16 protein-coding genes are annotated in these 14,389 nt (G+C 56.4%); 11 read left to right on the top strand and 5 right to left on the bottom strand.

What is annotated here, in order from left to right:
* The first annotated feature begins 104 nt into the window (after positions 1–104).
* The 7 genes from NH461_RS23415 (at position 105) to NH461_RS23385 (ending at position 5,751) form a co-directional block, all read left to right on the top strand.
* Positions 105–770 carry an amino acid ABC transporter permease gene (locus NH461_RS23415; RefSeq protein ID WP_261603361.1) on the top strand — a complete coding sequence of 222 codons (666 nt, stop codon included), beginning with the start codon at positions 105–107 and terminating at the stop codon, positions 768–770.
* 2 nt (positions 771–772) lie between these two features.
* Positions 773–1,444, top strand: coding sequence for an amino acid ABC transporter permease (locus NH461_RS23410; protein ID WP_261603360.1), 672 nt, complete (start codon positions 773–775; stop codon positions 1,442–1,444).
* 9 nt (positions 1,445–1,453) lie between these two features.
* Positions 1,454–2,191 carry an amino acid ABC transporter ATP-binding protein gene (locus NH461_RS23405; RefSeq protein WP_261603359.1) on the top strand — a complete coding sequence of 246 codons (738 nt, stop codon included), beginning with the start codon at positions 1,454–1,456 and terminating at the stop codon, positions 2,189–2,191.
* Positions 2,191–3,105 carry a N(4)-(beta-N-acetylglucosaminyl)-L-asparaginase gene (locus tag NH461_RS23400; protein ID WP_261603358.1) on the top strand — a complete coding sequence of 305 codons (915 nt, stop codon included), beginning with the start codon at positions 2,191–2,193 and terminating at the stop codon, positions 3,103–3,105. The genes NH461_RS23405 and NH461_RS23400 overlap by 1 nt, the downstream gene beginning before the upstream one ends.
* 15 nt (positions 3,106–3,120) lie before the next feature.
* Entirely contained in the window at positions 3,121–3,915 is a 795-nt protein-coding gene (locus NH461_RS23395; protein ID WP_261603357.1) for a transporter substrate-binding domain-containing protein, read from the top strand.
* A 116-nt stretch (positions 3,916–4,031) separates the two neighbouring features.
* Positions 4,032–4,778, top strand: a complete 747-nt coding sequence (locus NH461_RS23390; RefSeq protein WP_261603356.1) for a copper homeostasis protein CutC — start codon at positions 4,032–4,034, stop codon at positions 4,776–4,778.
* Positions 4,768–5,751 carry a LacI family DNA-binding transcriptional regulator gene (locus tag NH461_RS23385; RefSeq protein WP_261603355.1) on the top strand — a complete coding sequence of 328 codons (984 nt, stop codon included), beginning with the start codon at positions 4,768–4,770 and terminating at the stop codon, positions 5,749–5,751. Before NH461_RS23390 ends, NH461_RS23385 begins: the two co-directional genes overlap by 11 nt.
* Before the next feature lie 105 nt (positions 5,752–5,856).
* Here NH461_RS23385 and NH461_RS23380 read toward each other — a convergent pair whose 3' ends face one another.
* Positions 5,857–7,125 carry an MFS transporter gene (locus NH461_RS23380; RefSeq protein ID WP_261603354.1) on the bottom strand — a complete coding sequence of 423 codons (1,269 nt, stop codon included), beginning with the start codon at positions 7,123–7,125 and terminating at the stop codon, positions 5,857–5,859.
* Positions 7,122–8,108: an aldo/keto reductase gene (locus tag NH461_RS23375; protein ID WP_261603353.1), complete on the bottom strand. Its 987-nt coding sequence runs from the start codon at positions 8,106–8,108 to the stop codon at positions 7,122–7,124. The genes NH461_RS23380 and NH461_RS23375 overlap by 4 nt, the downstream gene beginning before the upstream one ends.
* 77 nt (positions 8,109–8,185) lie before the next feature.
* On the opposite strand from NH461_RS23375, the gene NH461_RS23370 reads away from it, so the two are divergent.
* Entirely contained in the window at positions 8,186–9,127 is a 942-nt protein-coding gene (locus NH461_RS23370) for a LysR family transcriptional regulator (protein WP_261603352.1), read from the top strand.
* 40 nt (positions 9,128–9,167) lie between these two features.
* Here the strand turns inward: NH461_RS23370 and NH461_RS23365 are convergent, their stop codons facing one another.
* The gene (locus NH461_RS23365) at positions 9,168–10,109 is read right to left on the bottom strand and encodes a universal stress protein (RefSeq protein WP_261603351.1); all 942 of its coding nucleotides are present in this window, start codon (positions 10,107–10,109) and stop codon (positions 9,168–9,170) included.
* A 280-nt stretch (positions 10,110–10,389) separates the two neighbouring features.
* Between NH461_RS23365 and NH461_RS23360 the strand changes: the two genes are divergently transcribed.
* The gene (locus tag NH461_RS23360) at positions 10,390–11,733 is read left to right on the top strand and encodes a nicotinate phosphoribosyltransferase (protein ID WP_261603350.1); all 1,344 of its coding nucleotides are present in this window, start codon (positions 10,390–10,392) and stop codon (positions 11,731–11,733) included.
* Between the two features lie 131 nt (positions 11,734–11,864).
* Here the strand turns inward: NH461_RS23360 and NH461_RS23355 are convergent, their stop codons facing one another.
* Both NH461_RS23355 and soxR read right to left on the bottom strand, forming a co-directional pair.
* Positions 11,865–12,014 (bottom strand): hypothetical protein, encoded by a 150-nt coding sequence (locus NH461_RS23355; protein WP_261603349.1) that lies wholly within the window; start codon positions 12,012–12,014, stop codon positions 11,865–11,867.
* Positions 12,015–12,221: 207 nt separating this feature from the next.
* On the bottom strand, positions 12,222–12,689 hold the full coding sequence (gene soxR, locus NH461_RS23350) for a redox-sensitive transcriptional activator SoxR (RefSeq protein ID WP_261603348.1): 468 nt from the start codon (positions 12,687–12,689) through the stop codon (positions 12,222–12,224).
* 164 nt (positions 12,690–12,853) lie between these two features.
* On the opposite strand from soxR, the gene NH461_RS23345 reads away from it, so the two are divergent.
* Both NH461_RS23345 and NH461_RS23340 read left to right on the top strand, forming a co-directional pair.
* Positions 12,854–13,051 carry a hypothetical protein gene (locus NH461_RS23345; RefSeq protein ID WP_261603347.1) on the top strand — a complete coding sequence of 66 codons (198 nt, stop codon included), beginning with the start codon at positions 12,854–12,856 and terminating at the stop codon, positions 13,049–13,051.
* Between the two features lie 325 nt (positions 13,052–13,376).
* The gene (locus NH461_RS23340) at positions 13,377–14,324 is read left to right on the top strand and encodes a siderophore ABC transporter substrate-binding protein (RefSeq protein WP_261603346.1); all 948 of its coding nucleotides are present in this window, start codon (positions 13,377–13,379) and stop codon (positions 14,322–14,324) included.
* Positions 14,325–14,389 lie beyond the last annotated feature (65 nt).

Below are 14,389 nucleotides of genomic sequence, written 5' to 3'. Positions count from 1 at the left end.
AATTGAGCCGATCCAGATAGCAAATTCTTATTTTGTACATTGCGAATAAGCCATCACCGCCTAAAGTGAAATCGGTTTCACTTTTGCAACTGGATGGCGGTTTTATGTTTGATCTCAGTATCATCTCGCAATATTTCGGGTCCTTTACCGACGGGTTTATCATCACCGCAACGGTCAGCTCTCTGGCGATTCTCGGCAGCTTTGGCGTCGGCCTGGCCGTCATGTTTGCCTGTGTCAGCCGCCATCCGTGGCAGAGCCGATTCGGCAACGGATACATCAACTGTTTCCGCAATATTCCGTTTATCGTTCAGGTCTTTTTCATTTTCTACGGCTTGCCTGAACTCGGGATTTTCATCGACCCCTACACCACCGGCGTAATTGCCCTGTCACTCGCCGTCGGGGCCTACTGCGCCGATGTGCTGCGGGCCAGTGTGCTGCAGGTGGACAAAGACGTGATTGAAGCCGCCCAGTCGTTTGGCCTCAAGCGCCGGGTGATCTACCAGAAAGTGATCTTGCCCATCGCACTGCGCAACGCCATTCGCCCGCTGGGGTCGATTTTTATCAACCTGATCCTGACGACTTCCATTCTCTCGACGGTCACGCTGAATGAGCTCACCGGCACCGCCAAGATCATTGCCGCAGAAACCTTCCGGCCCTTTGAAGTCTATTTCTTGCTGCTGCTGTTTTACTGCGTGCTGACTTACATCCTGTCGCTGGCCATTTCACGCCTGCACGCCCGTTTGAACAAACAATTTGTCCTGGAGGATTAACCGTGTCGAATAACGCATTCGTACCCTACGATTTCATCGTCTTGCTCAGCGGCATCGGCGTGTCCCTGCAGGTGTTTCTGATCTCCAGCCTGATCGGCGCGGTGCTGGGAACGCTGCTCGCGCTCACGCGCCATTATCAGGTGCCTGGGCTGGGACATGCCGCGACCTTTACCAGCGAGTTTCTGAAAAACTCCCCGGTGCTGGTGCAGCTGTTCTTGATCTACTTCGGCCTGCCCATTTTGCTGGGGGTCGATATGACCGCGACGGAAGCAGCGGTGATCACCCTGTCCGGCAATACCGCGGCCTTCATCTCCGTAATTGTGGTTTCCGCCCTGGCCTCCATCGATAAGGGGCAAGTGGAAGCGGCGCGCTCATTCGGCCTGAGCGAGTGGAAAGTCCTCGCCAAGATCATTACCCCGCAAGCCTTGCTAGTGGCGATTGCACCTTTGGTCGGGCTGGCGGTGAACCAGCTTCAGGTCACCTCGCTGATCTCGGTGATTGGCGTCATGGACATCACCAAAGTCGGGCAGATCCTGAATCAGCGCACCTGGCAGCCGTTTATCGTCTGGCCGGTGATCGGCGCGACCTATTTCATGTTGTCCTGGCTGCTCACCAAGCTCGGCCGGACGTTAGAAACCCATCTCAAGAAGCATCAGGACTGGGCCAGCCTGTAAGGATTGATCATGATTCAGATAGACAATGTCGAAAAGCGTTTCGGAAACGCCACCATTCTCAACGGGGTTTCGCTCCACATCCGCCGAGGCGATGTGGTCTCGATCCTCGGGGCCAGCGGATCCGGGAAGTCCACCCTGATTCGCTGTATCAACGGCCTGGAAAAACTCAACGGCGGCGACATCAGGATCGGCGGACTCACCGTCACCAACGCCAATGAACTGGCGGAAATCCGAAAAAACGTCGCAACGGTCTTCCAGCACTTCAACCTGTATCCGCATTTGAAAGTGATCGACAACATTACCCTGGCCCCGGTGGAAGTGCTCGGGATCCCCAAAGCCCAGGCCCGGCAGAAAGCGCAGGAACTGCTGGATTTAGTCGGGCTGGCCGACAAACAGGATGCCTACCCGGCCCAGCTCTCCGGCGGCCAGAAACAACGGGTCGGCATTTGCCGGGCGCTGGCGATGGATCCGTCATGCCTGTTGCTCGACGAAGTCACCAGCGCGCTGGACCCGGAAATGACCTCGGAAGTGCTGGACGTGCTGGCCGATCTGGCGAGCAATACCGGCACCACCCTGATTTTCGTCACCCACGAAATTGCTTTCGCGCGCAAGATTTCCAACCGGATCGTCTTTCTGGACGAAGGCCGGGTGCGCGTCGACATGGACAAAGATCAGTTCTTCTCCGAGCAGGGCGGCAAGCAGGATCCCCGCATTCAACGATTCTTAGACAAAATGGATAGCAAATAATGATTGTTCTTTCGAATTCAGAAGCCTGGCCGGGCATTGAGGAAACCGCCGACATGCTGGACCACGGCGAGAACGGCCTGGACGCCATTCTCTGTGGTATTGAACGGGTCGAGGCCGAGCCGAAAGTCCGCAGCGTCGGCTACGGCGGCTGGCCGAACCTCCTCGGCGAGATGGAGTTTGACGGAGCGGTGATGGACGGGGACACCCTGCGCACCGGTGCCGTCGGCGCGGTCAAAAACCATTTTCATGTCACCCGCGTCGCCCGCAAAGTGATGGAAGAGCTCAACCACGAGATCTTAGTCGGCGAAGGCGCAACCCGCTTTGCTGACGAAATGGGGTTTCAATGCAGCAACCCGCTAATGGAAAACTCAAAAGAAGTCTGGTTCAAAAAGCTGCAGGAGATCACCGGCGAGTCAAACCCGGACATGTCGAAGCGACCGCTGGCCAAGCTCAATACCTTGATCACTGATCCGGAAAAAGTGCGCGATACCACCGTGTTTCTCACCAAAGATCGCAACCAGAGTATTTATACCGCCACCAGCACCTCCGGCTGGGCCTGGAAGTATCCCGGCCGCCTGGGCGACTCCCCGATTGTCGGGGCGGGGTTCTACGCCGACAGCCGGTTCGGGGCCGCCGCCTGTACCCACACCGGCGAAATGACCATCCGGGCCAACACGTCCCACGCCATCGTCATGGCCATGAAACTGGGCTATTCCCTGCATCAGGCGGTGGATATGGCCATCGAAGATTTGAAAGCACTGCGCGGGGGATTTCTCGCCGGCGTGGTGATTCATGCCATCGACAAAGACGACAACTACCGCGTGGTCAATGTCGGTTGTGAGGGAGACATCAAGTACTGGGTTTACACATCAGCCATGGAAAAGCCGCAGCAGTTCATCGCGGAAAAATGTTAACGAGGGAGCAAGGCAATGAAACTAAAAACGTTAATGGCAACATTACTGAGCGGCGTGATCGCGCTGAGCTCAACCGCCGCGCTGGCGGGCAAGATGGAAGAGATCCGCGAGCGCGGGTTTATCAAAATCGGCGTCTCGCTCGGCGGCGAGCCTATCGGATTTCGCGATGCCAAGAACCAACCGGCAGGCTACGACGTGGATCTGGCCTACCGCCTGGCCGAAAAACTGGGAGTTGAGCCCCGCTTTACCGATGTTCACGGTGACGCGCGGGTTTCCATGCTGTTCTCGGACCAACTCGATGCCGTGATCGGCAACATGTCGGCCACACTGGCCCGGGCAAAATCCGTCAACTTCACGCTCCCGTACGCCCGTGCCGGTCTGCGGGTGGTGTACCAAAAAGATCAGAAGATCCAATCACTTGCCGATCTGGACGGCAAGAAAGTCGTCGTCGGCCGGGGCTCCACCGGGGAAGCCTTCCTGAAGCGGGCGGTGCCGGGCGCCAAGCTGGTGTATACCGATAACTTCGCGCCGGACGGGATTTTGCTGCTGCGCCAGGGACGGGTCGATGCAGGGATTGAAGACAGCTCGCTGATTGATTACCTCGCCACCCAAAACCAGCGGCTGGCGACGCTACCGGGACTACACTCCAATGATCCGATTGCCATCGGGATCCGCAAAGGCGACCCGGAGTTTTTGCGTTGGATGGACATGTTCGTCTCTGATTACATCAACTCCGGCGATTACGAGAAGTCTTACCATAAATGGTGGGGAGATGATGCCAATCCACCAGCGCTGATTGGCGTCTGGTAAACTCGTCATCAGCGATTGAAACGGCCCTTTCGTCTTGACAGCGTCTCTGTTCCGGCACATGTACGACACTGAGGCGAAAGGGCGCTCATCATCACCCAACAGCAGTGAAAAAACAAATGCATCACATAAACGTAGAAGTCTGCGTCGATAACATCGAATCACTTCAAACCGCGATCGCCGCAGGCGCAGATCGAATCGAGCTGTGCAGCGCCCTCTCACTCGGCGGCCTCACGCCCACGCCCGGGCTGACCCGGTATGCGGTTCAGCATGCGCCGATCCCGGTGTATGCCATGATCCGCCCCCGCAGCGGCGACTTCCTGTTTTCGCCCGACGAAGTGGCGATGATAAGCGATGAAATTGCGTATTTCCGGGACGCCGGTGTGGATGGCATCGTCATCGGCGCCCTGACCGCAGACCGGCAAATCGACCAGCACGCCGTCAGGCAATGGGTTGCTCAGGCAGCCGGATTGGGGATCACCTTTCACCGCGCATTTGACCTGGTCGCAGACCCGGCCATCGCCCTGGCGCAGGTGATCGATCTCGGTTGCGAGCGCATTCTGACCTCAGGACTGCAAGCCAGCGCCGAGCAGGGGGCTTTGTGCATTCGGGATCTGGTCAAACAGGCAGGCAACCAGCTCTCCATCATGCCGGGATGTGGGATCAACCGGGACAATGCAAAGCAAATCATTGATATCACCGGTGCCACTGAGATACATTTATCAGGTAAAAAACAAAGACCTAGCAAAATGAACCGGCCTGCTGACGCCGCCGTCATGGGCAACAATTCGGCGAATGATAACTTTATCGATGTCACGGACGCTCAGATCATTCATCATGTAGTGAAACAGCTCAATGACCAGTAAACCTTCTCTTCCGACCTTAGATGATGTAGCAGCATTGGCCGGCGTCTCGAAAGCCGTCGCGTCCCGGGCGCTGTCCGGAAAGAACCGCCCGATCTCGGCGGATAAAAAACAGCGGGTGCTAGATGCCGCCGAAACCTTAGGCTATGTCGCGAACCCGTTCGCCCAGAGCCTGAGCAACAAGTCGACCGGCCTGATCGCCATTGTCGTCAACCATATTGCCGACATCAGTGACCTGACCCTGTTTGACTCGCTGATCCAGGCCATTCAGGCCCTCGGCAAACAAACCCTGTTTATCCGTCTGCGATCGCAGCAGGATATTGCCGAAATCAAGCGCAACCCCTTTGTCCACCGCGTCGACGCGGCTCTGATTTTCTCCGACCTCATCGAACCCGACGAAGCCCCCAACCTGTTCTATACCAATCAGGTCATCATGCTGAACGGCAGGAAAGACGAGCAGGGCCTGTCGGTGACCATCAACGAATCGCTTGGCATTGAACAGGCAATTGCCGAGGCGCAGCGCAAACAGATCCGCCAGGCCATTTTGCTCTGTGGCCGTGAAACATCTCAGGTCGAGTTGCAGCGGGTGGAAAGTTACCGCCAGGCCATGCACCAGCACGGGATCACACTCGTTCAGCTCGGCTACTGTGATTACGCCTATGAAACGGCGCTGGACTACTTGCAGTCCCACCCGATCCCGCAAACTGACGGACTCGGCGTCTTCTGCACCTCAGATTCCATGGCAATGGCGGCAATGGATTTCTTCCGCACCACCAGCCCGGCGATGATCGAGCGACAAGCAATCTTCGGGTTTGATAACACACCGTTTTCCCAGCTAGGCAGCTACCGGTTCTCCACCATCGGCTATTGTAAAGACGAGTTTGTCAGCGCCATTGTCCGGCTGCTGACCGAGGACAACCTCACCACCGCGCCACAGAAGCACCGGATCGTCGCCACCCGGTTTTACGCCCGTTGACAGACCACAGCTCCCCCTCACGACGCACTGACCCAAAGGTCGATCAGTGCGTCCCTTCTACTGACAGGCTGAGAATATCAGGTGCTTTTCATGCGTCCTTGTATGTCACGTGTCCGCTATCCCATCCGAACCTGATGCCATTTGTTGATCACTCGGCGCAGTCGCCGGGGCGGCAATGAGAACAATCAGGAACGCCCCCATCGCTGTTGCCGTGGCTGCGCTAAAAAAGATCTGTGAGAGCTCGGCCAACGTCAGGATGAAAGCGCCGATCACGGCACCCAGACCAATCGAGAGATTAAAGATCGCCACGTAAATTGCAGAGGCCGGCAAAGCATCCACACCCGCTTCTTTGAGGATCCAGGTCTGGAAGCTCACCATCACAACGGCGATTGCCCCACCCCACAGGATCAGCATCAGCACCGTCCCCGAAAGCCCGAGCATATTTGCCGACGAGGACAACAGCCACAGCGCGCCCGAAGCGACAGAAAGCGAGAACATGAGTACCTGTTTGAGCCTGCGATCGATAAGGCCGCCGGTCACAATATTCGCGACCAGCCCGGCACCACCAAACGCGAGCAGCAACGGCGCGATGAATGAAGGCTTGATCGCGCTTTGTACATGAAGGTAAGGCTCGATATAGGTGAATGCCATGAAATGTGCGGTGATCGCCAGCACCGCCGCAGCGAAAATGCGCAAGAAACGTGGGTTCGACAACACCCGGCCCATATCGGAAAAACCGACACTCTGGCTCCCGGGCAGCTTCGGCAACGTCATGCCACAGATGAGCGCCACCGCGAAAGACAATGCGGAAACCGCGGCAAAAGCAGTGCGCCACCCTTCGTCGGTACCAATCAGACTCGCCAGCGGCACTCCCAGCACACTGGCAGCCGAAACGCCTCCGAAAATAATCGATGTCGCCAAGCCAACCCGATGAGGCGGGACTAACTGGGTACTCACAATACCAATGGAGACCCAAAACGCACCGTGGGAAAGCGCGCCAATCACCCGTGCGCCCATCAACACAGGAAAAGACCCGGCCATCGCGGCAGCACCACTGGACACCGCCAAGATCAACATCAGGGCAGTCAACAACGGTCGTCGCGGCACCCGGGACAACACCATCGCCGAGAACAATGCCGCAGCGGCCGCGATCCAGGCATAGAGCGTCACGATCAGCCCCGCTTGTGAGGTGGATATCCCGAGATCATCGCCGATGCCGGAAAGCAACCCGATCGGTGCCAGTTCAGAAGTCACAATGGTGAAGCTGCCAATGCCGAGTGCCGTCACGGCAACCCAGTTCCGCCAGCTCGTCTTCTGAGCAGCCATCTCAGATGCCGGTTGCCCCGCATGGCTCGCGGAAAACTCGTCGCTCATGCATTCACCCCCTTCATGCCTTCCGGGGTATAGCGCGCTCCCATCACCGGCAGGCGTTCGGTCGCGGCTTCAAGCTGGCGCTGCTCCGCGGCACTGAGCGTCACTTGTGCCGCCGCTGCATTTTCATCGATATAGCGCAGTTTCTTGGTCCCCGGGATCGGTACAATATCGGGCCCCTTGGACAACAGCCAGGCCAGCGACAGCTGCGCCGGGGTGCAGCCCTTCTCTGCTGCCATGCCGGCAATCACGTCCGCGATCCGGCGGTTGCTGTCTATTGCTGCTTCGGCAAAGCGCGGCAGATGCGCACGGAAATCCCCTTCCTCAAACGCCGCCGTGTCCTGGAACCGGCCGGTCAGGAAGCCGCGGCCGAGCGGAGAATAAGGCACAAATCCCACCCCGAGCTCACGGCAAGTCGGCAAAATGTCCTGCTCCACATCGCGGGTCCAAAGGGAATATTCGGTCTGGAGCGCGGTGATCGGATGGACCGCATGCGCCCTGCGTAGGGTGTCGGCACTGACCTCGCACAAACCGATGTGGGCGATCTTCCCTTCTTTGACCAGAGCCGACAGCCCGTCGATTGTCTCTTCGATCGGCTCTTCGGGATTGATGCGATGCACGTAATAGAGATCAATCTGCTCTACGCCAAGCCGTTTCAGCGACGCCTCACAGGACTGGCGGGCATATGCCGCACTATTGTTCAGACTGCGCCGATACTCACCGGGGCGGCGCACAATGCCGAACTTGGTTGCAATGCGAACCGGTTGCTGCTGTTGCGCCAGAAAACGCCCCAGCAGTTCCTCGTTGTGATGCGGTCCGTACATGTCTGCCGTATCAAAAAAGTCGATCCCAAGCTCGACGGCGCGTGCAAGGACCCGCAGCGATTCACGATCTTCCCGCGGGCCGTAAAACTCACTCATGCCCATGCAACCCAGGCCAATGGCCGAAACCGATAAATTAGCGCCCAGTGTACGTTTTTCCATCATCGTTCTCCTTTTCGTTCTTCTTGCCGTTTTTCTTGAATCGTGTAGTGACATCGTGGCACCATCCGGTAATGAAAAAAATGAACGATTTAGGTAACCCGATTTCCAGTTTTGAAAAACAGATGCCGCGATCCTGGGTCTGGGACGACACCCGCGCGTTTCTTGCAGTCGCCCGCCACGGCACGCTGAGCGGCGCAGCCTCCGAGCTCAACCTCGGTATTGCCACCCTGTCCCGACGCATTGAGCGGCTGGAAGCAGCGTTCAACCTGCCGCTATTCGTGCGCCAGCAATCAGGCTATCAATTGACGGAGGAAGGCACGGGGCTGCTTGAGAAAGCGGAAGCATTGGAAGCGGCGGCCGCGGCATTCACCTCCGGGGTCGCCACCTACGCACAAATGACAGGGAAAGTACGGCTGGCCACTGCCGAGAACCTGGCAACGGAGCTCATCCTCCCGGCTCTGCCTGAATTTCACCAACAGTATCCCGGCATTACGATTGAACTGGTGACAGATATCGCGACAGTCAGCCTGCATCGACGCGATGCCGATCTGGCGCTGCGGATGGTAAAACCGGAACGGGGTAACGTCACGCTCCGACGTTTGGGCTCGCTGGGTTACGGGCTGTACGGCCACCCGAGCTATCTGACGCAGCGCGACATCCATCCCGATTCAGGCAATTTTGATCAGGATGCCTTCATCACCTGGAACGAAATGCAGTCCCACCTGCCTGCCGCACAATGGGTCGAGCGAGTCCTGCAAGGGCGTGAGCCAGTATTGACCACCACCTCAGTTGCAACGCAGATCGCCGCAGCCCAAGCCGGGCTCGGACTGGCGGTGTTACCCCACTTCCTTGCCGTGAAGGCCGGGTTGGTTTGTGTGGCGTCAGATCTCGGGGTCGATCAGCCGATTTATCTGGCCATCCAGTCGGATCTGGCGCAGTCGCGCCGCACCCGGGCGGTGGCTGACTTTCTGGTCGATCTGGTCAGCCGCAACCGCGCGCAACTCAGCGGCGAAGGTCGATAGCACCCGTCGGCGCCACGCTGAATCTTTCGAGTCGGCTCCCTTATTTTCCCGCCAGCACCGGCGAGCGAAACGCATCGGGTTTAAGAGTGAGCACGGAGCAAGTGAGCCTATCGAGCATGGATTCTGCGGTGTTGCCCATCAAAAAACCGGCGATCCCGGTCCGGGACAACGAGCCCATAATCACCATGTCGATCGCCTGCTCCGTCACAAAGCGCGGGATCACCACTTTGGCTTCCCCTTCAAGCAGTTGCATTTGCTGTTTCACCGGCGAACGGGTATACGGTGCCAGTAAGGATTTCATCCGTTCCGCACGGTCGGTACGCATGTCTTTCGCGATTAAATCGACATCCAGCTCGCGGTAACTTCCCCACCGGCGGAAAAAACCCTCAAGCTCCATGCGCCAAGCATGCAGCAGAATCAACTCCGCCCCGGTCAGGGCGCAAACCTCTAAAGCCAATGACAAGATTTTCTCATTAAAGGAAGACTGTTCCGGTGAGGACACATCGACCGCCACGGCAATCCGGCGGATCGAGGCGTCACGCATGCTGCTGGACCAAATCGGCAGCACCGATTTTCGCATTAAATGACGGGTGGTACTCCCCCGCTGACAGGCTTGCGTTTTATCCTGGCGATGCGTATCAATGACGATCATGCTGGCCTCAAATTCATCAGCCGCCTTGATAATCTCAATGAACGGAATCCCCAGCCGGACAAACGCTGAAAACTGGATATTCGGGTATTTGGATTTCAAAAACTGGACGTTCTCTTCCAGGGCCTGATGCGATGATTTCGTCGCCTCATCCAAAAGCCCCAACGCGGTGCAGGAGTACTGGGCAATCTCTTTTAATTCATCAAGCTTTTCAATAACCGTGACCAATGTAACCTTGGACGACAGGGTATCAGCAATTTTCAACACTTCCTGGAAGGCGTCCCCCAGCGGTTGCTCCGGGGCGACAGGAAGCAGCAGGTGACGAAAGCTCATAGGACCTCCTCCGATGTAACATCAGCCGGGCACGTTGCCGCAGTGGCTCGCGAAACATTAAAAATGGTCGCTTCAAAAGCATAGACAAGTCTGGCAGAGAGGGGGACTGCGCATCCGCAGGTATCCTATTCTTGAATACGAGACCTGACAAAATGAAAGGGGGGAATGTGATTCGACTGAAGTCGGCTACGCAAAAGGCGATCCTCAATTCCGGTGATGTTCGCGATACGCGCCGGGAGAGAGGCCGGATCCACGGAGACGGGTGTAAAGGAGCTAGAACATGGCCATCGATGAGAGCCCGCAGTTAACCGATCTTTACCAGCTGACGATGGTCCAGAGCTATCTTGATCATGGGATGGCAGAGAAGGCGGTGTTTGAATTTTTCGTGCGCAAGTTGCCGCCCAAACGCAACTTTTTAGTGGCTGCCGGGTTAGCGCAATTACTGGACTTTCTGGCACAGGCTCGCTTTCGCGAGGATGAGCTGGAGTATCTGGCCAACAGCGGCTATTTCCGACGGAATCTGATTGATTACCTCAGAAAATTTCGGTTTACCGGGCAAGTTGATGCCATGCCGGAAGGAACCTTGTTTTTTGCCAATGAACCGGTGGTTCGGATCACCGCATCGTTACCGGAAGCGCAGTTAATCGAGACACGGCTCATTAATCTGTTGCAGTTCCCCATCCTGGTCGCCACCAAAGCCGCGCGTTGTCGGCTTGCCGCAGCCGACAAGCGATTGATTGATTTTGGCCTGCGTCGCGCCCATGGCGCAGAAGCCGGGATGCTGGCGGCGCGGGCCAGTTATCTTGCCGGCTTAGACGGTACGTCCAATGTCCTTGCCGGCCAACAGTATGGTATTCCGATTTATGGCACGATGGCGCATGCCTATATTCAGGCTCATGACTCGGAAACGAAAGCATTTCAACACTTTGCCGCCAGCCAGCCGGATAATCTTGTGTTACTCATCGACACCTACGATTGTTCCCGTGGCGCTGAACGGGTGATCGAACTGGCGGAGCAGTTAAAACACGAAGGGAAATCGATCAAGGCGGTACGGATCGACAGCGGCGTTCTGGAGGAGGAAGCCGTCAAAATCAGGGCGCTGCTTGATCGCTCAGGTCATCCGGAAATCGGGATCCTGGTCAGCAGCAGTGTCGATGAGTATCTGATCGAACAATTACGCCGGCAACAGGCCCCGGTTGATGGGTATGGCATTGGTACCAGCCTGACGACCTCGGAAGATGCCCCTTTCCTGAACTGTGCCTATAAGCTCCAGGAATACGCGGGCATCGCACGACGCAAACGCTCCCAAGGCAAAGCGACCTGGCCTGGCTGCAAGCAGGTTTATCGCCATCTGAAAGACAACGGGCAACTGGACTATGATCAGCTTTGCTTAGCCACAGAAATACCTGAGCAAGGACAGCCCTTGCTACAGCCGGTCATGCGGAACGGCAAACAGCTCGCAACACCGGAATCACTCGACACCTTACGTCAGCGGGTGACACAGCAATTAACCATACTGACGCCGGCGTTGGCGGATCTGTCTAAGCCAGCCAGATTCGCACTGAACATTTCGCCTGACCTGCAACGGCTGACCCGCAACACCGACCAACGGTTTCATGGCTAAGGGGGGCGGCTCGCATTGCGTCCATTAACCAAGAAACCCGCCCAAATCGAACGGCAGCATGCCATACGAGGTTGGTGATTAAGCGGCGCTTTCTGGTTCTGATGCACAACAAATCGCCCGGCAGAAAGCGCTTAGCCATGGTTTTGTTGTGACATCAACAACAGGGTGCTCACCTCCTCGTCACTGACCTGATCAAAGTCGCGGTACCAACAACTGATGGCATAAAACGGCTCGGACGTGGCCAGGACCAGCGGGGCGCTGAGCTCCGGCAAAGATTGCAAGGCTCAGGCCAAAGCCAAACCGGCTCGTCGTCTGTCTTTCATCGGTAATCGCATCACGCACTCCAGAAGACACGAAAGTGCCGGGTTCACCCCGGCTCAATGACCTGAATCTTTTCAATCGTAGAAGCAAACCGACGGGAAGAACATGGGAAGATCTCCACCAGCAGATAGACAGCCTGGCGCAGTGATAGCAACCGGATAGCCCACCTACTCGGAAGGCTCTTGGGGGACAAAGTGCGGGCCGGGCCCTTGCCGGGACAGAATGTCATCCGGGTTGACCAGGGCGCATTTTTCCATCGAGAGACAACCACAGCCGATACATTCGGTCATATTGTCCCGCAGCAAGGTGAGCTGTTCGATCTTCTGGTTCAAGTCATCCCGCCAGTGTGCAGACAACCGCCCCCAATCCTGCTTGGTGATGGCTGCCCGGTCGGGCAGACTGCTGAGCTCTGCCTTGATCTGTTCCAGAGTGTATCCGGCATTTTGGGCAACCCGGACAATCGACAAAATCCGGAAGGTGACACGGGGGTAACGACGGTGGTTGGATTCATTCCGGATACTGTGGATGAGCCCTTTCCGCTCGTAAAAATGGATGGCCGAAATACTCAGTCCGGTACGCTCCGCCACTTCACCGACGGAAACCCAGATTGCAAACTGGCTGTGATTATTTGTCATTTTCCGCTTTACCTTAACTTAAGTTAAGGTCTTAGACTGCCTCAAAAGTTACATATACGCAATTCGTTGAACGTACTTGATGAGGTCGACTGATCATGAAAAATAAACGTCAAAGGCAAACAAGACACCGTATGACTCCTACCATTTTGTCTATGGCGTCATCCATGCAAACATGGTTTAAACAAGGTGGACACATCCTGTTGATTGGCCTGCTACTCGTCATTGAATTATGCGTCGTGAGCCGCCTGAGCGCGCAGCTCACCACCGAGGTGCTCAACCGGATCAGTACCCCGCGCATCGCAAACCAACAACTGGATGACCAATGGAGCGTGATCTTAAGTCATCTCCAGGAGCCACAATAGCCCCCGCAGTACCTTCTCACGCCAATAAGCCTCAGTCTGACTGAGGCTGATGTTTTTTGGACCAGGCTGATGCATTTCGACGCCTAACAGCATCTCAGCCCCCACACAGCCGGATGTTCCATAACTGGTCCGAAGCATTCCAGCAGCCGGCCTTTCCTTTGCGCTGAATTTATGCCTAAATCCACACCTGAATTTGATAATCATTTTCATTTAAGTGTATGTTCGGGTCATGACCGGAAAAGCAGCTAAACCGCCCTGATCTGCTTTTTCACCACGAACTGAAAGCTGACACCTTATTGTTCAGGGCATTTGCCGGGAATCCGATATGAAAAAACTGTCTTTATTACTGGTCTCACTCTGCTGTCTTTTTTCCACTGTCCGTTACAGCTACGCCTTCCCTTTAACGGTTGAACATGCTCAGGGGACAACCGTGATTGCCCAGCTGCCCAAACGGGTTGCGGTGTTTGATCTCGCTTCACTGGACACCATGAATGCCCTGGGGGTTTCTGCCGCAGACGTGCCGGATGCCAATGCGTTCTGGCCTGATTATCTCAAACGCTATTCAAACGAGCGCTATGCCAAGGTGGGGAGCCTGTTTGATCCGGATTATGATGCGCTGAAAACACTCCAACCCGATTTGATCATTGTTTCAGGGCGCTCCAGAAGTGCCTATCCAGCACTGAGCCAGCTGGCTCCGACCATTGATTTAAGCCTGGGCGATCAGCACTTTGTCGCGGGAATGCAGCGCAATATTTCGCTGTTGGGGGAGATTTTCGACAAGCAAAATAAAGCGCAGGAACTGAATACAACACTGGACAAGACCCTAGCATCGCTGAAAGGCCAGGCACCGGGCACCGGCCTGGTGCTGTTTACGATGAAAGAGCACATTATCGCCCATGCGCCCGGCGAACGTTTCGGGATGCTGTATGATCTCACGGGTCTGGCACCGGTCGTCACCCCGGCCGCCCCTTCGCCGCGTGCAAAACCAGGGTCTGAAGCGGCGAAAGCGCAGCAAGAAGCCCGCAAGCAACGTCTTGCCAAAGCTCTGGACAACAATCCTGACTGGTTGGTGGTCCTGGATCGCGGTGCAGCAACCGGCGGTGAAGGGATCGGCGCGCAGACACTGGCAGGGAATGCTCAGATTGCGAACTCAAAAGCCTGGCAGGCGAAGCATGTCTATTACCTCAACCCGCGGGATTGGTACCTGGCAACCGGTGGTTATCAGAGCGTCACCAAGGCGCTCAACGAACTGCAAGCACGCTTTGCCGACTAAATGTCTTGATTCCAGCCCTGACCTTCCGGTCAGGGCTTTTTGGTTCAAGAGCTTTCCTGCTCGCC

The organism is Photobacterium sp. TY1-4 (assembly GCF_025398175.1).
Taxonomy (GTDB): domain Bacteria; phylum Pseudomonadota; class Gammaproteobacteria; order Enterobacterales; family Vibrionaceae; genus Photobacterium.
This window is presented reverse-complemented; position numbering and strand designations above follow the sequence as displayed.